Source organism: Kitasatospora sp. NPDC047058, from assembly GCF_040643935.1.
Classification (GTDB): Bacteria; Actinomycetota; Actinomycetes; order Streptomycetales; family Streptomycetaceae; genus Kitasatospora.
Genome location: NZ_JBEYVJ010000062.1, coordinates 1 through 20,413, shown reverse-complemented (window position 1 = coordinate 20,413; position 20,413 = coordinate 1). Strand labels below are relative to the sequence as shown.

The 20,413-nt window shown below is 72.5% G+C and carries 17 protein-coding genes; 10 read left to right on the top strand and 7 right to left on the bottom strand.

The window, feature by feature from the left end:
* Nucleotides 1-78 precede the first annotated feature (78 nt).
* Nucleotides 79-1,815 carry an alpha/beta hydrolase gene (locus tag ABZ885_RS12850; RefSeq protein WP_360187033.1) on the top strand — a complete coding sequence of 579 codons (1,737 nt, stop codon included), beginning with the start codon at nucleotides 79-81 and terminating at the stop codon, nucleotides 1,813-1,815.
* Nucleotides 1,816-1,826: 11 nt separating this feature from the next.
* On the top strand, nucleotides 1,827-2,450 hold the full coding sequence (locus ABZ885_RS12845) for a hypothetical protein (RefSeq protein ID WP_360187031.1): 624 nt from the start codon (nucleotides 1,827-1,829) through the stop codon (nucleotides 2,448-2,450).
* A gap of 3 nt (nucleotides 2,451-2,453) precedes the next feature.
* Here ABZ885_RS12845 and ABZ885_RS12840 read toward each other — a convergent pair whose 3' ends face one another.
* A complete protein-coding gene (locus tag ABZ885_RS12840; RefSeq protein ID WP_360187029.1) occupies nucleotides 2,454-3,386 on the bottom strand; it encodes a hypothetical protein in 933 nt (310 codons plus the stop codon).
* Nucleotides 3,387-3,654: 268 nt separating this feature from the next.
* On the opposite strand from ABZ885_RS12840, the gene ABZ885_RS12835 reads away from it, so the two are divergent.
* Both ABZ885_RS12835 and ABZ885_RS12830 read left to right on the top strand, forming a co-directional pair.
* Entirely contained in the window at nucleotides 3,655-4,332 is a 678-nt protein-coding gene (locus ABZ885_RS12835; RefSeq protein WP_360187027.1) for a papain-like cysteine protease family protein, read from the top strand.
* Nucleotides 4,333-4,341: 9 nt separating this feature from the next.
* Nucleotides 4,342-5,286 (top strand): hypothetical protein, encoded by a 945-nt coding sequence (locus ABZ885_RS12830; RefSeq protein ID WP_360187025.1) that lies wholly within the window; start codon nucleotides 4,342-4,344, stop codon nucleotides 5,284-5,286.
* Nucleotides 5,287-5,423: 137 nt separating this feature from the next.
* Here ABZ885_RS12830 and ABZ885_RS12825 read toward each other — a convergent pair whose 3' ends face one another.
* Both ABZ885_RS12825 and ABZ885_RS12820 read right to left on the bottom strand, forming a co-directional pair.
* Nucleotides 5,424-6,086 carry a TetR family transcriptional regulator gene (locus tag ABZ885_RS12825; protein ID WP_360187023.1) on the bottom strand — a complete coding sequence of 221 codons (663 nt, stop codon included), beginning with the start codon at nucleotides 6,084-6,086 and terminating at the stop codon, nucleotides 5,424-5,426.
* 8 nt (nucleotides 6,087-6,094) lie between these two features.
* Entirely contained in the window at nucleotides 6,095-7,744 is a 1,650-nt protein-coding gene (locus ABZ885_RS12820) for an MFS transporter (RefSeq protein WP_360187021.1), read from the bottom strand.
* Nucleotides 7,745-8,077: 333 nt separating this feature from the next.
* Here ABZ885_RS12820 and ABZ885_RS12815 point away from each other — a divergent pair, with 333 nt between their 5' ends.
* Nucleotides 8,078-8,617: a hypothetical protein gene (locus ABZ885_RS12815; protein WP_360187019.1), complete on the top strand. Its 540-nt coding sequence runs from the start codon at nucleotides 8,078-8,080 to the stop codon at nucleotides 8,615-8,617.
* On the opposite strand, the gene ABZ885_RS12810 is transcribed toward ABZ885_RS12815, so the two are convergent.
* The gene (locus tag ABZ885_RS12810; RefSeq protein ID WP_360187017.1) at nucleotides 8,588-9,271 is read right to left on the bottom strand and encodes a hemolysin III family protein; all 684 of its coding nucleotides are present in this window, start codon (nucleotides 9,269-9,271) and stop codon (nucleotides 8,588-8,590) included. The genes ABZ885_RS12815 and ABZ885_RS12810 overlap by 30 nt on opposite strands.
* A gap of 255 nt (nucleotides 9,272-9,526) precedes the next feature.
* Here ABZ885_RS12810 and ABZ885_RS12805 point away from each other — a divergent pair, with 255 nt between their 5' ends.
* Nucleotides 9,527-11,374 (top strand): phosphoenolpyruvate carboxykinase (GTP), encoded by a 1,848-nt coding sequence (locus ABZ885_RS12805; protein WP_360187015.1) that lies wholly within the window; start codon nucleotides 9,527-9,529, stop codon nucleotides 11,372-11,374.
* Between the two features lie 197 nt (nucleotides 11,375-11,571).
* On the opposite strand, the gene ABZ885_RS12800 is transcribed toward ABZ885_RS12805, so the two are convergent.
* A complete protein-coding gene (locus tag ABZ885_RS12800) occupies nucleotides 11,572-12,135 on the bottom strand; it encodes an RICIN domain-containing protein (RefSeq protein ID WP_360187013.1) in 564 nt (187 codons plus the stop codon).
* A gap of 175 nt (nucleotides 12,136-12,310) precedes the next feature.
* Nucleotides 12,311-13,525 carry a pyridoxal phosphate-dependent aminotransferase gene (locus tag ABZ885_RS12795; RefSeq protein ID WP_360187011.1) on the bottom strand — a complete coding sequence of 405 codons (1,215 nt, stop codon included), beginning with the start codon at nucleotides 13,523-13,525 and terminating at the stop codon, nucleotides 12,311-12,313.
* Between the two features lie 361 nt (nucleotides 13,526-13,886).
* Here ABZ885_RS12795 and ABZ885_RS12790 point away from each other — a divergent pair, with 361 nt between their 5' ends.
* Nucleotides 13,887-14,603, top strand: a complete 717-nt coding sequence (locus ABZ885_RS12790; RefSeq protein WP_360187009.1) for a prepilin peptidase — start codon at nucleotides 13,887-13,889, stop codon at nucleotides 14,601-14,603.
* Nucleotides 14,604-14,724: 121 nt separating this feature from the next.
* Here the strand turns inward: ABZ885_RS12790 and ABZ885_RS12785 are convergent, their stop codons facing one another.
* Nucleotides 14,725-16,338 (bottom strand): glycosyl hydrolase family 18 protein, encoded by a 1,614-nt coding sequence (locus ABZ885_RS12785; RefSeq protein ID WP_360187007.1) that lies wholly within the window; start codon nucleotides 16,336-16,338, stop codon nucleotides 14,725-14,727.
* A 405-nt stretch (nucleotides 16,339-16,743) separates the two neighbouring features.
* Here ABZ885_RS12785 and ABZ885_RS12780 point away from each other — a divergent pair, with 405 nt between their 5' ends.
* The 3 genes from ABZ885_RS12780 to ABZ885_RS12770 all read left to right on the top strand — a co-directional run bounded on the left by ABZ885_RS12780 (nucleotide 16,744) and on the right by ABZ885_RS12770 (nucleotide 20,348).
* A complete protein-coding gene (locus ABZ885_RS12780) occupies nucleotides 16,744-17,538 on the top strand; it encodes an isoprenyl transferase (protein ID WP_360187005.1) in 795 nt (264 codons plus the stop codon).
* A 299-nt stretch (nucleotides 17,539-17,837) separates the two neighbouring features.
* The gene (locus ABZ885_RS12775; protein WP_360187003.1) at nucleotides 17,838-19,172 is read left to right on the top strand and encodes a PhoH family protein; all 1,335 of its coding nucleotides are present in this window, start codon (nucleotides 17,838-17,840) and stop codon (nucleotides 19,170-19,172) included.
* A gap of 447 nt (nucleotides 19,173-19,619) precedes the next feature.
* The gene (locus ABZ885_RS12770; protein ID WP_360187001.1) at nucleotides 19,620-20,348 is read left to right on the top strand and encodes a transglycosylase SLT domain-containing protein; all 729 of its coding nucleotides are present in this window, start codon (nucleotides 19,620-19,622) and stop codon (nucleotides 20,346-20,348) included.
* The last annotated feature ends 65 nt before the right edge of the window (nucleotides 20,349-20,413 follow it).

Genomic DNA, 20,413 nt, shown 5'->3' with positions numbered 1-20,413 from the left:
GTCGTCCACGCTATGGTAGCGGTGAGTATCGGGGTGAGTATGCAAGCGTGACGGTTCGTGACAGCTGGGGGGCTGGAAGTGGATCTCGCAAGCCTGAAGAACGCGAAGCCGGCCGACCTGTACGCGGCCGCCGAGGCGTACGGGCGGCTCTACCGGGCGTACTCCGAACACACCACCCAGTGGAAGAGCGGCACCGCCGACCGCGTCCACGGCTCCGGCTGGACGGGCGGCGCCGCCGACGCGGCCGCCAGGTCGCTGGACGCGACGACGGGCAAGCTGCAGGCGGCGGACGTCGAACTCTCCTGCATCGAGAGCACCTTGCGGGACCACGCGGACACGTTCACGCTCGCCCAGTCCAAACTCCGGCAAGCGCTGACCGACGCCGCCGCGAAGGGCCTCAAGGTGTCCGACGACGGCACCGTCAGCTGGAGCGCCCCGGCCAACCCGTACCAGGCGCCCGACTGGGCGGACAAGCAGAAGGCCGCCGCCGAGGAGGTCAGCAGGCGGATCACGGCCGCCCTCACCGAGGCCACCCAGGCCGACCAGGGCCTCGCCGCCGAACTCAGGCGCTTCACCGGTCACGCCGACGACAAGTCCGGCCTGGAGATGAAGACGGCGAGCGCGGACAAGTACCTCCAGGACTTCGCCGGGCTCAACAATCCGGGCTACCGCAAGGACATGCCGGGGAAGGACGCCGGCCCGACCGAGGTGAACTCCTGGTGGAAGGGCCTCGACCCGGCGGGTCAGCAGTGGTTCATCGACCACCACCCGGAGGCGATCGGCAACCTGGACGGCATCCCGGCGCCGGTCCGGGACCAGGTGAACCGGGCGTATCTGGTAAATCGGCTGAGCGAGCTCAGCGGGCGGGCCCGTACCAAGGCCGAGCAGGAGGAGTACGCGAAGCTCTACCCCATCAAGGCCCGCTTGGACGACGACGCGAAGAACGCCGGTGACGGCCGTCCGAGGGACTACCTGCTGGGAGTCAGCCCCGAAGGCCAGGGGCGGGCGATCATCTCCTTCGGCAATCCCGACACCGCCACCGACATCTCCGCCTACGTTCCGGGGATCACCACGGTTCCCGCCTCCCTGGGGGTGAAGGGCACCTGGTCTCCTGGAACCAACGAGTCCGAGAACACGCTGAACCTCTGGCGCGCCGCCAACGCCAAGGTGTCGCCTGGTGGTTCGGTCGCCTCGATCGTCTGGCTCGGGTACGACCCGCCGGGGCAGGACGCGGGGGCAGCGATGACCGGGGCGGCGGACAAGGGCGCGCCGGCCTACGCCAAGTTCCTCAGCGGGGTACGGGCCAGCCACGAGGGCGGGCGGCCGCCACATGTCACCTCGATCGGGCACAGCTACGGCTCGTACGTGGTCGGCCAGGCCACCAAGCTCGCGGCCCAGCCCGGCGCGGCCTTCCAACGGCCCGACGACGTGGTGTTCATCGGCAGCCCGGGCGTCGGTGTGGACAGGGCCGCCGACCTGGGGATGCCCGACCACGTCTGGGCGGGCGCGGCGGCGAACGACGTGGTGACACACACGCCGACGAAGGGGGACGCCGTCCTCACCCTCACCAGTGGCCCGATCGTCGCTTGGGGTATGCACGAGCTCTTCGACCCGGACAACGGCTGGTACGGGACGGATCCGGCGAGTACGGCCTTCGGCGGCAAGCGCTTCTCCGTCGACGACGGCGGTGACACCACGGACGTGGTCGGAATGCACACCAAGTACCTCACCCCGGAACACGGCGGACCCTCACTGGACAACATTGCCGGCATCGTCAGCCGCGGCGGCGACGTCAAGCTGGTGGAGGGCCGGTGAGCAGGCGCCGGGTGAAGGTGGTCATCGCCGCGGTCGTGGTGGTCGCCGTCCTGCTGTCCACCGGCATCGTGCTGTTCTGCAACGGCTACGGTCCGATGGCTCACCGGGACCGGCGCCTGACCGGACAAGCCGGCGCGGCGGACGCCGAGACACGGATCAACGAGGCGCTCCGGGCCACGATGGACGGGATATCTCCGCCGTTGGCGTATCTGGGCGGTGGCTACGAGGTGAACCGGTATCCGCAGCACTGGGACGGAGAGCCGAGCCTGATTTCGGACGTCACAGGTCATGTCGATGTCCGGACCAGGATCGCGCCGGGCAAGCTCCAGGCTCTGCTCGACCAGATCGGGCGGGGCTGGACACACTGCCTCGAGCCAGAGCGGTATTCGGACAAGTACCAGGGCGGGGCCCGGCGGGTCAGGCTCGTGTGCGGTGGTCCTGACTCGCCCTCGTTCACGTTCACTGCGTCCGCCCCGCTCGCGGTCGACGCACCCTATGACGAGGTCTGGTTCGAAGCCTCACTGTTCGGTGTGCGGTACCGACCTGCGCATGAGTACAAACCGGTGCCGCCGTTGGCGAAGACGCCGACCGGTGCCCGTGATGCCGATGTCGACGACCCCTACTGGTCGCACTGACCGCTACTCCCAGTCCCAGCGGATCCCCAGCAGGCACGGTCCGAGGGCCGAGCCGACGAGGTGGACGCAGTGGTGGCCGTCGAGGGTGAGTTCCTCCGTCTCGTGGGGCTTCTCGCCGGGGGAGCGGAGGGCGAACCGGTGGCAGCGGACGGGGAGGGCGGCGGGGTGGAAGGTGACCTGGAGGACGTACTGGCCGGCGCCGGAGTTGAAGCCGCGGACGTACTCGCAGCCGGGGGTGGGGGACGGGGCGTCGTCGAAGCCGTAGCCGAGCAGGTGGGTGTCGCCGGCGCGGAGGCGGCGGTCGAGGAGGAGTTCGACGGCCAGCAGGTGGTGGGCGGGGTCGCGGCGGATGCGGCCGGGGCGGCAGTTCTCCTCGGCGCGGACGCCGACCCGGGTGATGTCGCAGCCGGGGTCGCCCTGGTAGATGGCCAGGTAGCGGTCGATGCCGTCGCGGTGGGCGCGCAGGGCGTGCTGGGAGTCGCGGCGGAGGAGTTGGCGGTCGGCGCCGACCCGGATCCGTTCGATGTGGGTGATGGTGTGCAGGCCGGTGTCGCGCGGGCTCGCGATGGTGGCGAGCAGGTCGTCGACGGCGGCGGCCGGGGTGATGAGGTCGCGGTAGGGGCGGACGGGTGGTCCGGCCGGGTCGGCGGGGGTGGTGCGGCTGGGGCCGAGGAGCCGGGTGAGGGAGTGTTCGGGGAGGTCCAGGACGTCTTCCAAGGCCCGTACGGCGCGCAGTGATTCGGTTCGTTCGGGGCGGCGCCGGCCCTGCTGCCAGTAGCTGAGGCTGGTGACGCCGACGTGGACGCCGCGCTGGGCGAGGTGCTCGCGCAGCCGGTGCAGGGCGAGGCCGCGGGTGGCGATGGCGGTGCGCAGGGCGAGGTGGAAGGGGCCGGTGCGCAGGACGGTGGCGAGGTCGGCCTGTTCGCTGCGGTGCATGGCGGCCTCCTCGGCGGTCGGGCCGGGCGGGCGGCGCCGGTTGGTCGTGAATATTCACATGCGGAGGATGGTTTGTCACCGGTGGGGGCCGGGGGCGCGGGGGTTCCGGGGCTGGTGTTCACATCTGGACGGGGGCGTTCACAGCGGGGAACGGGGGCCGTGAGAGTCGTTGACCAGGTTCTGTCAATGGCGCGATGCTCGATGGCGCGATCCGGATCGCAACCCCCACACGATCCACTCCTCTGCCTGTGCAAGGAGGAACGCCCCCATGTCAGTTCCATGCACACGCCTGCGCCGCGCGGTCTCGGTGCTCGCGCTCGGCGTGCTCGGCCCGGCGCTCACCGCCGCGGCCGCCGCCCCGGCTCTCGCAGCCCCGGCCTCCGCCGCCCCCAACGGCGCGCCGGCCACCGCTTCCGCCCGGGTCCGCCCGGCCGCGGCGGCGGGCAGTACGGCCGGCCTGGCCGGCACGTACAAGAAGCTCGGCATCACCATGCAGCAGCAACAGCAGACCAATTGGTGCTGGGCGGCGAGCGGCAACACGATCGCCGCCTGGTACGGGTACTCGTACAGCCAGAACCAGTTCTGCAACGCGGCTTTCGGCCGTTCGAGCAACTCCGGCTGCCCCAACAGCCAGGCCACGCTGGGCGACGTGCAGAACGGCCTGAGCCGGATCGGCATCAGCCCGGGCTCGTACGTCACCGGGTACCTGCGCTACAGCACCGTGCAGACCGAGGTGAACGCCGACCGGCCGATCGAGACCCGGATCCAGTGGAGTTCCGGCGGCGGCCACATGCACGTGGTGTACGGGTACGACACCGGCGCCAACCAGGTCTACTGGGGCGACCCGTGGCCGTCCAACTACCGCTACAACTGGGCGGACTACGACTACTACGTGTCCAACGGCACGTTCTCCTGGACCCACTCCCTGTACCGGATCGGCGCGTGAGGGGCGACCATGACCAGCATCCGTAGTGCGGCCGTGGCCGTCCTGATCGCCGCCGGCCTCGGCCTGGCCGTCGCCCCGGCGGCCGTGGCCACCCCGGCCGGTGCCCCCGGTGGTACCCCGGCCGGCGGCCCCGAGCCGGTCGGGGCCGCCGACCTGGCCGAGGCCCGTGGTGCGGCCCAGAGCCCGGCCGTGCTCGACCGGTTGGGCCGGTTCTTCGCCCGCCAGGGCGTGCCGCCCGCCGGGCAACCGTCCGGGCAGCCGGCCCGGCAGCAAGCCGTCGGCGCGGCCGGGGGAGCGGAGGCGGCGGAGGCGGAGGCGGCACGCGCGGCCGCACCGCGGCTGTCCGGCGACACCGTGCCGGTCTTCACCCTGGACGCGGCCTTCGTGGCCGGGACCCCGGGCGCGCCGGTGGCGAAGGCCGAGTTCACCGCGAGCAAGGCCGTCTCGGCGGACGGCCGGGTGGCCTCGGTGTGGACGGTGAAGCAGGGCGGCACCTGGCGGGTCGTCAACATCGCCTCCGGTGGCGACGAGACCGACTACGCGGCTCGGGCCGCCGAGGGCGGCGGCGGGACGGCGTTCCGCGAGCCGCAGCTGAACGCCTGGTACGTGCTGCGGGACGGCCGGGTGCTGCCGCTGGACGACGAGGCGCGGCGTTCGGTGGGTGCGGACGGCGTGAGCCTGGCGGCGTACCAGCAGCTGGTCCGGCAGCGGTACGGCGACAAGCTGCCCGGGTCCGCGTACGACCGGGCGGGGAAGGGCGGCGGCTACCGGCCGGATACGGATGCCACCGGGCCGGAACAGGCCGCCGCGCGGACGGCGGCGCCGGGTGGCGGCGCACTGCCGGCCGTCACGGCGGGTGCGGCCCTGGGCGTCACGGCGCTCGCGGGCGTCGCGCTGCGGCGGCGGGCGGGAGTCCGGCGTGGCCGGGCCTCGTCGGCGGTGACCACCGGGTGAGGGGGCGGCGGGGTCCGGCCCGGCGGCCGGGCCCCGCCGTCCGCACGCCCGTCCGCCCGTCCGACTGCCTGCACGCCCGCATGTCGGCCCGCCCGCACACCGGGCGGGGCACCGGAGGCCGCGTCGGCCCGTCCGGCCTACAGGTCGGTGAACCCGCCCTCCAGCACGGCGAAGGCACGGTCGACCAGGTCGGCGATGTCCTCCGTCCCCCCGCCCCGGGCCCACCGCAGCACGGTCTCGGTGGTGGCCGCGCCGATGGCGGCCGCGGTGACCCGCATCCCGAAGGTGGGCTCCTCGATGCCGGCCCGCCGGGTCAGCACGTCGAGGTAGAGCTGCTGCGGGTCGTTGGCGGTCTCGAACATCCGGGCGCGCAGCGCGGGGACGTCGTTGACCAGCCGCATCCGGATGAGCAGCTCCTCGCGCTCGCTCTTCAGCAGCTCGCGCATCAGGCCGACCAGGGCCTCGCGGCAGGTGCGCAGAAACGGTTCGTCCACCGGGCGGGCCAGCAGGGCGCTGACCAGCGCGGGGTCGTACTCGTCGGTGAGGACGAGGTCCTCCTTGGTGGGGAAGTACCGGAAGAAGGTGGACTGCGAGACCTCGGCCGCCGCCGCGATCTGTTCCACGGTGGTGTTCTCGTAGCCCTGTGCGGTGATCAGCCGGTACGCCTCACGGCGGATCGCCTGGCGGGTCTTCAGCTTCTTCCGTTCGCGCAGCGACAGCGGCGCCTCCAGCATCGCCTGGACCGAGGTGGCCGGTCCTGTTGCTGCCGGGGGTGCCGCTGTCGGCCGCGTTGCGCTCATACCTTCGATTATCGGTGATCGGTGGCGGGCACGGCGGTGCTTCCGGCAGAGGACCCGGCCCCGCCCGGTCCACCAGGCCCGGCCCCGCCCGGTCCACCAGGCCCACCAGGTCCGCCCGCGCCCTGCCCCACCGGTTCGCCGGCCGGTTCGCCCGCCGGGCGCGGCTCGGCGGCGGGCATCCGCAGCGCGACCAGGACGGCGGACAGTGCCGCGATGACCCCCGAGACCAGCAGCACCACCGTCATGCCGTGGACGTACGCGGTGTGTGCCGAGGCGGTCAGCGCCGGGTTCCCGGTGGCGGCGGCCACGGCGTCGGCGGCGACCACCGACTGCTCGGCCCGGTGCGCGGTCCCGGCGGGGAGCGCCGTGGTGTCCAGCGCACCGCGGTAGGCGCCGGCCAGCAGACTGCCGAACACCGCCACCCCGATCGCCCCGCCGACCTGGCGCATCGTCTGGAGCAGTCCGGCGCCCACGCCGGCCCTGGCGGGCGGCAGGGTGAGCAGGGCGGAGGCCTGGGCGGTGATCAGCGACAGGCCCATGCCGAGGCCGAGCAGGACGAGCCAGACCGCCGCCGGGCCGTAGCCGTCGGAGGCGTCGGTGCGGCTGCCGAGCAGCAGCGCGGCGGCCAGCAGGGCCAGCCCGAGGGTGATCACCAGCCGGGGGCCGGTCCGGGCGACCAGCCGGTCGCTGAGCTTGGCGGCCACCATCAGCCCGAGCATCATCGGCATCAGCCGCAGGCCGGTGCCGAGGGCGTCGGCGCCGAGCACGCTCTGGAAGTACAGCGGCAGGACGAAGAAGGCGCCGAACAGCACCAGCGAGACCAGCGTCGCGGCCACCGTCGACCAGCGGAAGGCGGGGTCGGCGAGGAGCTGCAGGTCGAGCATCGGGTCGCGCTGCCGGCGGCTGCGCAGCACCAGGACGGCGAGGGCGGCCAGCGAGCCGCCGAGCATCCCGGTCACCAGCGGGTCGGCCCAGCCGCGGTCGGGGCCCTCGATGATGCCGAAGGTGAGCGCGGCCAGCCCGCCCGCGGCGAGCGCGGTGCCGGGCAGGTCGAACCGGGGCGCGGCGGGGTTGCGGGTCTCGGGGAGCAGCAGCACGCAGGCGGTGATGCCGACGACGGTCAGCGGGACGTTGATCGCGAAGACCGCGCCCCACCAGAAGTGCTGGAGCAGGAAGCCGCCGATCAGCGGGCCGAGCGGGGCGCCGGCGGCGAGCGAGGCGCCCAGGACCGCGGTGGCGCGGCGCTGCTCGCCGGCCGGGAACAGCCCGGGGATCACGGCCATGGACATCGGCATGACCAGCGCGCCGGCCAGGCCCATCGCGGCGCGTGCGGCGATCAGGGTGCCGGGACTGTCGGCGAGCATGCCGACGGCGGAGGCGAGGCCGAACAGGGCGAGGCCGACGGTGAGGGTGCGGCGGCGGCCGAAGCGGTCCCCGATCAGCCCGGCGGGGAGCATCGCGGCGGCGAAGACCACGGTGTACGAGTCGACGATCCACTGCTGCTGCCCGGTCGTGGCCTGGAGCTGGGAGGCCAGGGTGGGCAGGGCGACGTTCAGGATCGTCATGTCGAAGCTGATCACCAGGACGCTCAGTGCGACGGCGACGAGCGCGAGCCAGCGCCTGGGGTCGGGCCCGGGCGGGGCGGGAGCGGTGGACACGGGCAACCTCCGGAAGCCGGTCGGACGACAGGGAAGCTCCTGTCAAATGACAGTAACTCCCAAAAGATGGTGGCCGTCAACACGCTCCGGAGTGGCAATCCGCTCACGCTGGGTGATGTGTCCTGGAAGTGCGTGTTCCGCACGGGGAATTGACGCAACGTTGATCTGTCGTTCGCCGCCCCGGGGCGGCTCCGGGTGACTGTCGGTAGATACCATGTGGCAATCGGTCAGTGCTGGCCGAAGCGTGCCGAGAGCGGAGAAGGGGTGGGGCGGCAGGAGCCGACCACGAGCCCGGCGCAGGAGCACGAGCCCGGCGCAGGAAGGGGAGACCGGATGGCCGACAGGGAGTCGAGCGCCCAGATCTGGGGCGCGGTGGTGGTGGTGGGCTCGGCCCTGGCCGTGGTCGCCGGGTATCTGATCAACGGCGCCGCGCTGGTGCTGGCGGTCGCCGGGGTCGAGGTGCTGCTGCTGATGGTGTACGTCGGCCGGCGCTGGCAGCGGCTCCGCCGGCCGGTCGCGCCGCGCGGCCACCGGGCGGCCGGCGGCACGCCGGACGCGGCGCACTGCGAGCGCTGCCGCCGGGCCCGCGAGGCGCTGGACGCCCGTCAGGCCCGCTCCCGTCCGCGCATGGCCCGCGGGTACCGGCCGGAGGCCCACTCCTCCCCGGGCCGGACGGCGGAGCAGCGGCCGGAAGGGATGCCGGACCGGACGCCGGACTGGTCGGCGGACCGCGCGCCGGAGCGGAAGCCGGACTGGACGGCGGAACGCACTGCGCACCGGACAGCGGAACGGGCGGCCCACCGGTCACCGGACCGGTCGGCCGCCCGTTCCGGGGCGCCGGGCTCAGTTGGCCGCGCTGTACGCCACCAGTGAGACGCCGACGTACTGCACGATGAAGGCCCCGAGGGTGAAGGCGTGGAACACCTCGTGGAAGCCGAACCAGCGCGGTGACGGGTCGGGCCGCTTGAGCCCGTACACCACGCCGCCGACGCTGTAGAGCACCCCGCCGACGATCATCAGCACCAGCACCGCGACCCCGCCGGCGTGCAGGAACTCCGGCAGGAAGAACGCGGCGGCCCAGCCCAGCGCGATGTACACCGGCGTGTACAGCCAGCGCGGCGCGCCGACCCAGAACACCCGGAACGCTATCCCGGCCAGTGCGCCGCCCCACACCGCCCAGAGCAGTAGCTGCTGAGCGGCGCCGTCCAGCAGCAGGATGGTGAACGGGGTGTAGGTGCCCGCGATGATCAGGAAGATGTTCGCGTGGTCGAGCCGGCGCAGCACGGCGTCCCCGCGCGGGCCCCAGGTGAAGCGGTGGTAGACCGCGCTGACCCCGAACAGCAGCCAGGCGCTGACCGAGTAGATCGCGCAGGCGACCTTGGCGGACGTGGAGTCGGCCAGGCAGATCAGGACGATCCCGGCGGCCACCGTGGCGGGGAACATCCCGGCGTGCAGCCAGCCGCGCCACGTCGGCTTGCTCTCGGCACGCTCCGTGCTCTCCAGGAGCTCAGCAGTCATGGGCAGCATGCTATCCGCTACCTACGGCTCCGTAGGTTACCGGCACGTAGGAAGTGGCGATCGTCACTACTTGGACGTTTTGGAGTATTGGAAGAGGTGTTCGAGGGGGTCTCGGCGGGCCGAAAGCGACTGGTTACCAACCAGTAACCATACTGAATGTAGTAAAAGATGCGTCAATTTCACCGCTGCGCCGTACTCGGGCCGTGATGCCGGAGCTACGCTGCAAGCACCCTCAGACCCCCGCTACGCCGCCTCCTCGCCGAGATGGCGCGAAACGGAGCGATCGTGTCGTACGAGATCTCTGCTCTCAGCGCATCCGCGCCCACCCGCCACCAGCGCCTGCTCGCGTGGGTGAGCGAGATCGCCGAGCTCACCCAGCCGGACCGCATCGAGTGGTGCGACGGCTCCGACGAGGAGTACCACCGCCTCGCGGACCTGCTGGTGGCTCAGGGCACCTTCAAGAAGCTCAACGAGGAGAAGCGCCCCAACTCCTACTACGCCGCCTCGGACCCGACGGACGTGGCGCGCGTGGAGGACCGTACCTACATCTGCTCCGAGCAGGAGAAGGACGCCGGCCCGACCAACAACTGGAAGGCGCCCGCCGAGATGCGGGAGGTCTTCCAGGGCACCGAGGGCCTGTTCCGCGGCGCGATGAAGGGCCGCACCATGTACGTGGTGCCCTTCTCGATGGGCCCGGTCGGTTCCCCGCTGGCCGCGTACGGCGTCGAGATCACCGACTCCGCCTACGTCGCCGTGTCGATGCGGGTGATGACCCGCATGGGCACGGCCGTGCTGGACCAGCTCGGCGAGGACGGCGACTTCGTCAAGGCCGTCCACACCGTCGGTGCTCCGCTTGCCGAGGGCCAGGCGGACGTCGCGTGGCCGTGCAACAGCACCAAGTACATCTCGCACTTCCCGGAGACCCGGGAGATCTGGTCCTTCGGCTCCGGCTACGGCGGCAACGCCCTGCTCGGCAAGAAGTGCTACGCGCTGCGCATCGCCTCGACCATGGCGCGCGACGAGGGCTGGCTGGCCGAGCACATGCTCATCCTCAAGCTCACCCCGCCGGCGGGCGAGGCGAAGTACGTCGCGGCGGCCTTCCCGTCCGCGTGCGGCAAGACCAACCTGGCCATGCTCCAGCCGACCATCCCGGGCTGGAAGGTCGAGACGATCGGCGACGACATCGCCTGGATGCGCTTCGGCGCCGACGGCCGCCTGTACGCCATCAACCCCGAGGCCGGCTTCTTCGGCGTCGCGCCCGGCACCGGCGTGGACACCAACGCCAACGCCATCGACACGCTCTGGGGCAACACCGTCTTCACCAACGTCGCCCTGACCGACGACGGCGACGTCTGGTGGGAGGGCCTCACCGAGGAGCCGCCGGCCCACCTCACCGACTGGCGCGGCAACGACTGGACGCCGGAGTCCGGCACCCCGGCCGCCCACCCGAACGCCCGCTTCGCCGTCCCGGCCGCGCAGTGCCCGACCATCGCCCCCGAGTGGGAGGACCAGGCGGGTGTGCCGATCTCGGCCATCCTCTTCGGCGGCCGCCGCGCCACCGCCGTCCCGCTGGTGACCGAGTCCTTCGACTGGCAGCACGGCGTCTTCCTGGGCGCCAACATCGCCTCCGAGAAGACCGCCGCCGCCGAGGGCACCGTCGGCGAGCTGCGCCGCGACCCGTTCGCGATGCTGCCGTTCTGCGGCTACAACATGGGCGACTACTTCGCCCACTGGCTGGAGGTCGGCGCCGGCGCGGACGCCGCCAAGCTGCCGAAGATCTACTACGTGAACTGGTTCCGCAAGAACGCCGAGGGCAAGTTCGTCTGGCCCGGCTACGGCGAGAACAGCCGCGTGCTGAAGTGGATCGTCGAGCGCCTGCAGGGCACCGGCGAGGGCGTCGAGACCCCGATCGGTGTGCTGCCGACCGTCGAGGGCTTCGACCTGGACGGCCTGGAGCTGTCGAAGGAGGACGTCGACCTGCTCTTCACCGTCGACGCCGACATCTGGCGCCAGGAGGCCGCGCTCGTCCCGGCCCACCTGGAGCTGTTCGGCGACCACACCCCCACCGCGCTGTGGGATGAGTACCGAGACCTCGTCGCGCGTCTCGGCTGAGCCTGAGCCTCAGCCGGTTCATCGGCGGTGCGTGGCACGAATCGCGCACTGACCGAGCGACAGGACGGCCGGAGTTCCGCCGGACGATCTTTCCCCGACCAAGGAGATCGTCCGGACCGGGACTCCGGCCGTAAGCCTTTTCCGGCGCCGCGGGCCGGACCGTCCCGTCGGGCGGCCCGGCCCGGGCCCAGCGCTCGTCAGGTGCGCTTGATCGCGGTGATCCAGGCCTTGTTGGCGTCGACGACGTCGGCGGTCGAGCCGCGCCACTGGCGGGCCGGGGCGCCGTTGTCGGTGCGCCAGTCGGCGATCTCCAGCAGCGCGGCCGAGTTGAGGTTGCTGAAGCCCAGCTCGTTGCGCGAGCCGATCCGGCCGGAGTAGTTCCAGTGCTGGTTCCAGCCGCCGTGGCAGTCCCACTGGCGGGCCGGGGCGCCGTCGTCCTGGCGCCAGTCGGCGATCTCCAGGCACTTGCCGGAGAAGCGGTTGCGGAGGGCGAGGCCGCCCTCGAGCGGGACGAAGTCCCACATCTGGCTGGCGCCGCCGTGGCAGTCCCACTGGCGGGCCGGGGCGCCGTTGTCGGTGCGCCAGTCGGCGATCTCCAGGCACTTGCCGCTGTGGGCGTTCACCAGGGTGCTGGCCTTGGGGATGATCATGCCGCCGTTGTAGGCGTTGGCCGGGGCGGCCGGCAGCGCGGCGACGAGGGCGACGGCCGTGCCGGCGACGGCGGCGGCCGCCCGGGCACGGGAGAGACGGGTACGGGCCAAGGGATCGGCTCCTTGCGACGAGTGGGGGCAAGGAGGGGCGGCCGGGCACGACGGAGTGTCCGGTCCGTGTCGGCCCGGATCGCCCGCACCATCCGGCCGACCCGCCCCCCGGGCCCGAAACCAGACGCCGGGCCGCCGACAGGCGCGAATCATACGCCTGCCGGGCGACCGCGGATCAAGGCTGGGTGTAGCCGCTGAGGAAGTCGCCGATGCGGGTGACGGCATCGGTGATGTCCTCGGCGCGGGGGAGGGTGACCAGGCGGAAGTGGTCCGGCTCGGGCCAGTTGAAGCCGGTGCCCTGGACCAGCAGGATCCGCTCGGCACGGAGCAGGTCCAGCACCATCTGGGCGTCGTCCTTGATCTTGTAGACCTTCGGGTCCAGCCGCGGGAAGGCGTACAGCGCGCCCTTCGGCTTGACGCAGCTCACACCGGGGATGTCGTTGAGCAGCCGGTGGGCGGCGTCCCGGGACTCCAGCAGCCGGCCGCCCGGGAGCACGAGGTCCCGGATCGACTGCCGGCCGCCCAGCGCGGCGGCGACGGCGTGCTGGGCCGGCATGTTGGCGCACAGGCGCATCGAGGCGAGCACGGTCAGGCCCTCGATGTAGCTGCGGGCGCGGTGTCGGTCGCCGGAGAGCACCATCCAGCCGGAGCGGAAGCCCGCCACCCGGTACGCCTTGGAGAGGCCGTTGAAGGTGACGCAGAAGAGGTCCGGGGCCAGGGTGGCCAGCGGGACGTGCTCGGCGTCGTCGTAGAGGATCTTGTCGTAGATCTCGTCCGCGTAGACCACCAGCTTGTGCCGGCGGGCGATCTCGGCCAGGCCCTCCAGCACCTCGCGCGGGTAGACCGCGCCGGTCGGGTTGTTCGGGTTGATCACCACGATCGCCCTGGTCCGGTCGGTGACCTTGGCCTCGATGTCGGCGAGGTCCGGGTACCACTCGGACTGCTCGTCGCAGCGGTAGTGCACGGCGGTGCCGCCGGCCAGCGAGACCGAGGCCGTCCAGAGCGGGTAGTCCGGCGCCGGGACGAGCACCTCGTCGCCGTCGTCCAGCAGCGCCGTCATGGCGAGCTGGATCAGCTCGGAGACGCCGTTGCCGAGGAAGACGTCCTCGACGGTGAGGCCGTGCAGGCCGCGCTCCTCGTAGTGCATGACCACGGCGCGGCGGGCCGCGAGCAGGCCCTTGGAGTCGCCGTACCCGTGCGCGGAGGAGAGGTTGCGCAGGATGTCCTGGAGGATCTCCGGGGGCGCTTCGAAGCCGAACACGGCGGGGTTGCCGGTGTTGAGCTTGAGGATGCGGTGGCCCTGCTCCTCCAGCCGCATCGCCTCGTCGAGCACCGGGCCGCGGATGTCGTAGCAGACGTTGGCGAGCTTGCTGGACTGGATGACCTGCATGCCTGCCTACTTTAGGGCCATGCCGGGGTGGTCCGGTGCGTGTTCGGGGACACGCGCCGGACCACCCCGGAGGGGCCCCTTCGATCGAGAGGCGGAGCCGTCGGCCGGCCTTCCGGATCAGGGGCCCGGTGTCCGGAACGCTGCCGAAGACGAGGAACTCCGGCGGAGTGCCGGTCGGCACGAGACGGAGCGCACACTGCTGCCGGGCCCGGCGTCCGCGGGGGTGCCGGATGATGTGCTCGGTGCGGCACCGGAACCGGGACCGGAAGCGGGCGCGGTGCCGCGGCCGGACGCGGGCGGGAGCCCGCCGGGCCCGGACCGGTCGGGCCGGACCGTACCGTCGGCGGGAGAGGGGGACGCGGTGATCGCCACCGTACTCGGGGCGCTGCTGGCCGGTCTGCTGGTGGCGCCGGCGCTGCGCGGACTGGTGGTGCGGTACGCCGTGCCCGAGGGCGAGCCGTGGTGCACCAACTGCCCCGGCTGTGCCCGGGCGCTGCGCGGCCTGCCGCCGACCGGGCGCTGCCCGGGCTGCCGGGAGCGGCTGGGCCCGCCGCCCGGGCTGGTCGAGGCGGTGACGGCGGCGGTGGCCGCGGCGGCCCTCTTCGCGGCCCACCCGGCCGACGCGGTGCTGCTCCTCTGGGCGGCCGGTCCGGGGGTGGTGCTCGGCTTCACCGACGCCCGGGTGCGCCGGCTGCCGTACCCGCTGAGCTGGACGCTGGCGGCCGGACTGGCGCTGCTGCTGGTGGTGCTGGAGCTGGCGGCGGGCCGCCCGGGGGTGCTGCTGCGCTGCCTGCTGGTGGCGCTGGCCGCCGCCGCGCTGTTCGAACTGCCCGGCTGGTTCGGGCTGATGGGCGCCGGGGACACCGTCCTGGCGCTCGGCCTGGGCGCGCTGCTCGGCCGGTACGGCTGGTCCGCGGCCTTCGCCGGGCTGTTCGCGGCCGCGGCGCTCTCCGGGCTCTGGGCGGTCGGCCGGGCCGGCGCGGCCCTGGTCCGGCGCGGCCCGGTGCGCGGGCTGGACGTGCCGATGGGCCCGTTCCTGCTGCTCGGCACGCTCGCCGCCGTCCTGCTGCAGGGGTAGCGGCGCGGCTGCCACGGGGGCGGGGCCGCGAACGCGAACGGGCCCGCCGTACCGGTGGGGTACGGCGGGCCCGGCCGACGGCGCGCGGCCCCACCCTCAAGGAGCGGCGCGCCGTGGGGGGTTACGGCATCTGGTGGACGAACGGGCCGACCGCGGTGGAGAAGGCGTTCCCGTTGTTGGCGTCCCAGTTGGTCGACCAGGTCATCGCGCCGCGGATGGTGGGCCACTTGGCCGGCGGGACGAAGCTGCCGCAGTTCCGGCCGGTGGCCAGGCAGTCCAGCGCGTTGTTCACCACGGTCGGCGAGACGTAGCCGCCGCCGGCCGCCCGGCTGGAGGCCGGGACGCCGATGCCGACCTGGTCGGGCCGCAGGCCGCCCTGGATGTGGGTGCAGACCTGCGAGGTGATGAAGTCGATGGTGCCCTGGTTGTAGACCTTGCCGTCACAGCCGTTCATGCCGCCCGAGTTGTAGAACTGGGTGTTGACGACGGTCAGGATGTCCTTGGTGTTCAGCGCCAGCTGGAAGTAGGCGCCGGCGGTGCTGTACATCCCGATGGTCTCCGGGGCCATCGTCAGGACGAAGCCCGGGCCGGTCCTGGCCTGCAGGCCGTGCAGCGCGTTGCCGAGGTAGGTCGGGTTGACGCCGTTCTCCAGGTCGACGTCGATGCCGTCGAAGCCGTAGTCCTTGATGATCGCGTAGGCGCTGTCGGTGAACGCGGCCGCCGCGGCGGCGTCGCCGACGGTGATGGCGCCGTTCTGGCCGCCGATGGAGAGGACGACCTTCTTGCCGGCCGCCTGCTTGGCCTTCACGTCGGCGCGGAACTGCGCGTCGGTGTAGCCGCCGAGGGCCTTGGAGAGCGCCGGGTCGAGGGTGAAGCCGATCGCGCCCGCCCTGGTCGGGACGGCGTCGGCGAAGGAGACCGCGATGATGTCGTAGGCGCTCTGGACGTCGCCGAGCTTCTGGACGGTGGCGCCATTGTCGAAGTTGTGCCAGTAGCCGGTGAGCACGTGCTTGGGCAGGCCGGTGGCCGGCGGCGTGGTGGTGGCGGTGGCCGTGGGGGTCGGAGTGGCGGTCTGGGTCGGGGTCGCCGTCGGGGTCGCGGTGGCCGTCGGGGTCGGGGAGGCGGTCGCGGTGGGCGTGGCTGTCGGGGTCGGGGAGGCGGTCGCGGTGGGGGTGGCCGTCGGGGTCGGCGTGGAGGTGCCGCCCGGGCCGCTCAGCACGACGTCGTCGGCGAGGTAGGCGCTCTGGCCGTACCAGCCGTGCAGGTACAGCGTGATGCTGCTGACGCCGGCGCCGGTGGTGAAGGTGGAGGAGAGCTGGTTCCAGCTGCTCTGGTTGGACCAGGTGCTCGGCTCGGCGCCGCCGGTGCCGCGCGCGCCGAGGTAGACGTACGGGCCCTGGACCCAGGCGCTCAGCGTGTAGCTGGTGTTGGGCAGCACGCTGACGGTCTGGGTGCACTCGGCGGTGTCCGCCGCGCCCGGGGTGGCCTGCAGCGCGCCGGAGCCGGAGTGGACCGGGGCGGAGACGGTGGTCGCGGCGCCGGTGCACGACCAGCCGGCCAGGGAGCCGGAGTCGAAGCCGCCGTTGGTGACCAGGTTGCCGGCGGCGGCGCTGGCGCCGCCGGCGAGGAAGGCGAGACCGCTGCCGGCGAGGGCGAGGGCGGTGGCTCCGGCGGCGAGGGCCGGAAGGGTGCTGCGCCGGCGTCGGTGCGCGGGCGGGTTCGGCGTACGGGCCATGGAGGGGCGCTCCTGGGGGAGGAGCGGCCGCCGCGGTGGGGGTCGCGGCGGCCGCGTGTGGGGGAGGGCATTGCGTCCGCAGTACGTGTCCTGGGGGCGGGGGTCGGTGCTCGTCCCGCCCTGGATCACAAGCTGGACTAGACCATTGGCGGTCGTCAAGCATCGATCGTCGGCTTACGGATTCCTTAAGGAATCGGATACCGTTCCGTAGCCGTCGCCCCGGCGGCCGCCCGGAGACCCGGTGTGCGCCTTCCGGCCACCCCCGCCGTGCCGGTCGCAACAGACTCAGCACAGGACCGTGACCGGACCGCTACCTGCGGCTTTACCGGGCGGGTCCGGGCCGGAGTAGGCTGCGCCGGGGGTCGTGACGTACCCCGGTGAAGAGTTCAGGAGGGGCCGAAAACCATGGGTCTGCGCGATGTCGTCGAACGCACGCCGGGTCTGCGCACCCTGCTGGACGGTATGTACGGCCTCTACGGGCGCCGCGTCGAGGTGCACCTCGCCCGCACCCCGCACCACATCGGCGTGATCCTCGACGGCAACCGGCGCTGGGCGAAGGCGACCGGCGGTTCGACCGCCTACGGCCACCAGCGCGGCGCGGACAAGATCAGCGAGTTCCTCGGCTGGTGCGACGAGACCCACGTCAAGGTCGTCACCCTGTGGATGCTCTCCACCGACAACCTCTCCCGCCCGGCCGACGAGCTGGTCCCGCTGCTCGGGATCATCGAGGACGCCGTCACCAACCTGGCCGCCGCCCGCCGCTGGCGGATCCACCCGGTCGGCGCCCTGGACCTGCTGCCGCAGCACACCGCGGACGTCCTCAAGAAGGCCGCCGACGAGACCGCCGGGATCGAGGGCATCACCGTCAACGTGGCCGTCGGCTACGGCGGCCGGCACGAGATCGCCGACGCCGTCCGCTCGCTGCTGCAGGAGCACGCCGGGCGCGGCACCTCGATCGAGGAACTGGCCGAGATCCTCGACGTCGAGCACATCGCCGAGCACCTCTACACCAGGAACCAGCCCGACCCGGACCTGATCATCCGCACCTCGGGCGAGCAGCGGCTCTCCGGCTTCCTGCTCTGGCAGAGCGCGCACAGCGAGTTCTACTTCTGCGAGGCCTACTGGCCGGCCTTCCGCAAGGTCGACTTCCTGCGGGCGCTGCGCGCGTTCGAACAGCGGAACCGGCGGCTGGGTCTCTGACCCTCCGGGACCTTCCGGGCCCCCGTGGGCCGCTGCGCCCCCCGGGGCCGCCGTGCTCTCCGGGGCCGCTGTGGCCCCCGGGGCGTCCGTGCCCCCGGGCCAATCACCCCGTAGGAGCTGGCCTACCCGGCCGCGGCGCGAGGCCAAACGTTCACCGGCAATGATCCGTCAGTTCGCCCGGGACGCGAATGCACCGCCCCTCGCCTGGGAATACTCCCCTCAGACCGGCCCCGAGGCCACCGGGGCAGCGGGGGCCGGCTTGCCGCGGATGACGCAGGGTCATCCGCCCTGGAGGCCTAGTGGTCAGTTCCAAGAGCCGCCGGACACCAGACCGGCGCACGTACGTTCTCGACACCAGCGTGCTCCTGGCGGACCCGCTCGCCATGACCCGCTTCGAGGAGCACGAGGTCGTCCTGCCGGTGGTCGTGGTCACCGAGCTGGAGGCCAAGCGGCACCACCCGGAGCTGGGCTACTTCGCCCGCCAGGCGCTGCGGCTCCTCGACGACTACCGCATCCGCTTCGGCCGGCTCGACGAGCCGATCCCGGTCGGCGAGCTCGGCGGCTCCATCCGGGTCGAGCTCAACCACTCCGACCTGTCGATACTGCCGGTCGGCTACCGGGCCGGCGGCGGCGAGGCGGACACCCGGATCCTGGCGGTCGCCCGCAACCTGCAGGCCGAGGGGTACGACGTCACCGTCGTCTCCAAGGACCTCCCGCTGCGGATCAAGGCCAGCTCGGTCGGCCTGCTCGCCGAGGAGTACCGGGCCGAGCTGGCGGTCACCTCGGGCTGGACGGGCATGTCCGAGCTGCACGTCCCCGCCGCCGACGTGGACGCGCTGTTCGCGGCCGGCCACGACGCCGCGGTGGACGTCGAGGGGGCCGCCGAGCTGCCCGTCCACACCGGACTGGTGCTCAGTTCGGAGCGCGGCCGGGCGCTGGGCCGGGTCACCGGCGACGGCCGGGTCCGGCTGGTGCGCGGGGAGCGCGAGGCGTTCGGCCTGCGCGGGCGCAGCGCCGAGCAGCGGGTCGCGCTGGACCTGCTGCTCGACCCGGAGGTGGGCATCGTCTCGATGGGCGGCCGGGCCGGTACCGGGAAGTCCGCGCTGGCGCTCTGCGCCGGCCTGGAGGCCGTGCTGGAGCGGCGGCAGCACCGCAAGGTGATGGTCTTCCGGCCGCTGTACGCGGTCGGCGGCCAGGAGCTCGGCTACCTGCCGGGCTCCGAGACGGAGAAGATGAGCCCCTGGGCGCAGGCGGTCTTCGACACCCTCTCCGCCGTCACCACCCCGGACGTGATCGAGGAGGTCATCTCCCGGGGCATGCTGGAGGTCCTGCCGCTGACCCACATCCGGGGGCGTTCCCTGCACGACGCCTTCGTGATCGTCGACGAGGCCCAGTCGCTGGAGCGCAACGTCCTGCTGACGGTGCTGTCCCGGATCGGCCAGGGCTCGCGGGTGGTGCTCACCCACGACGTGGCGCAGCGGGACAACCTCCGGGTCGGCCGGTACGACGGCGTGGTGGCGGTGGTGGAGAAGCTGAAGGGTCATCCGCTGTTCGCGCACATCACGCTCACGCGGTCCGAGCGTTCGCCGATCGCGGCGCTGGTCACGGAGATGCTGGAGGACATTCACCCGTGAACCGCCCGACTGGTACATAGTCGGACAATACGGTCAATTCCGGGCGTGGGGCCCGCTCCTGACGGGGCGGGCCCCCGCCCCTTTCATCACATCGAGTGCTTTCTGTCCGGAGAACTCCCGTGCGGTGAATGTGACATGCGCCACGCAGAGGGGAATTGCGTCGACAGGGCCCGGTGCGGCATGGTGAGGGTTCTGTCAGGCCCCGCGTACGGCGTGACAGGGCTTCCGGGTGACCGGGAGTCCGGTCCGGATGGTCCGCCAACTCCGGTAGGTGGACGCACAATTGAACACCGAAGAGCCGTACGCCGCCCGATCTCAACGCCTGGTCGCCTCACCTCGGCCGGCGCCGGGCCAGTACCTCCCGTGACCAGCACCGTACGGAGGGCAGCGCCAAGGGGCATGTTGCGCCCGTACGGTCACGCGTGGGCGATGCTGGAAGGAATCCATGTGACTCGGATCTCGGTCCGGGGAGTCGCTGTGGCCTCCGCCACCGCCGTCACCGCTGTCGGTGCCGTCGTGGGCATGGCCTCGGGCAGCGAGGGCAAGACGACGCAGACGGTCGACGTCGCCGGCGCGACCCTGCTTGCCGAAGTCCCCTCTGGCGCCCAGGCGCAGACCATCAGTGACAACATCGGCACGCAGGCCTCCGCCCAGCAGGCCGCCGCGGACGCCGCCGCCAAGGCCGCTGCCGAGCAGAAGGCCGCCGAGGAGGCCGCGCGCCAGAAGGCCGCCGCCGACGCGCAGGCCAAGGCCGACGCGGACAAGGCCGCCAAGGAGGCCGAGGAGAAGCGCAAGGCCGACGAGGCCGCCGCCAACCGCTCCAAGGCCCGCTCGGCGATGGCCGCCACCGACTCCGGCGACTCGGCCCCCGCGGTCTCGGTCAGCCCCGGCTCGGTCCAGGCGCTCGCCCAGCAGATCGTCGGCAGCGACGCGCAGTTCCAGTGCTTCAGCCAGATCGTGAAGCGCGAGAGCGGCTGGGACTACACCGCCACCAACAAGAGTTCCGGCGCCTACGGCCTGGTGCAGGCGCTGCCCGGCTCCAAGATGGCCTCGGCGGGTGCCGACTGGCGTACCAACCCGGCCACCCAGATCAAGTGGGGCCTGGACTACATGAACAGCCGCTACGGCAGCCCCTGTGGCGCCTGGTCGTTCTGGCAGTCGCACCACTGGTACTGATCCGACCGGCTACCCGGCAGGACTCTCGGCGCAGCCCCCGACCGCTCACCCGCGGTCGAGTCGAC